Raw genomic sequence first — 982 nt, forward strand, 5'->3', positions numbered from 1 at the left:
TTTATGTTTAATATAATCAATTTAAATAAAAGTTACACATCTAAATTAGGTTATCGTACGGATATTTTAAAAGATATTTCGTTTCAATTACCTAACACAGGGATTGTTTTTATTTTAGGAAAATCAGGAAGCGGAAAAACAACTTTATTAAATTTATTAGGCGGCATGGACGACTTCGAACGAGGAGATATCCAAATTTATAATAATTCTTTTTTGAATTTCAAAAATAACGATTATGATAATTATCGTAATAGTATGGTCGGTTTTGTTTTTCAAGATTTTAACTTAATTTCTGATTTGACAGTGGGTCAAAATATTGCTTTATCTTTAGAACTACAAGGAACTAGAACAAATCCTTCTTTAATTAACGAAATTTTAACAAGTGTCGATTTAGAATGTTTTGAAACAAGAAAAATCAATGAATTATCCGGGAGCCAACAACAAAGAGTCGCTATCGCTCGTGCTTTCATTAAAAAAACTGATGTGGTGTTTTGTGATGAACCAACCGGAAATTTAGATTCTGAAACTACAGAAGTTATTTTTAATTTTTTAAAAAAAATGTCTCAAGAAAAACTTATTGTAGTTATTACTCATGATAAAAAAAACGCTTTTAAATTCGGAGATCGAGTTATCGAAGTTAAAGATGGTCAAATAGTTGCTGATTTATCTAGAAATGCTGAATTACAAGCTACAAATAAAACAAACAATAAATTAAAATATGATTTAAAAGGCCAAGTTTTAACTGAAGAAATGCTTAAGTCTATTTCTCAAAAAATGGAATCTGATTCTAATTCTTATCAAAAATTTTTTATTCCTACTTCTGGAACTCCCGAAAAAATAGAAACAATTCCATTAAACAATGTTAAATCTCATTTATCATCTTTGTTAGCTTTAAAAATGGGTACTAGTTTATTCAAAGAAAAAAAATATTTTTATTAGTAACTTTATTGATTTCAACTGCTTTATATAACACTTTCGCTAC

Annotated in this window: 1 protein-coding gene; it reads left to right on the forward strand. The window is 26.9% G+C overall.

Going from position 1 to position 982, the window contains the following annotated elements; genetic code table 11:
* On the forward strand, positions 1-939 hold a 939-nt coding region (locus AB6A63_RS02275), incomplete at its 5' end, for an ABC transporter ATP-binding protein (protein ID WP_370431070.1).
* Positions 940-982 lie beyond the last annotated feature (43 nt).

The organism is 'Camptotheca acuminata' phytoplasma (assembly GCF_041276565.1).
GTDB lineage: Bacteria > Bacillota_I > Bacilli_A > Acholeplasmatales > Acholeplasmataceae > Phytoplasma.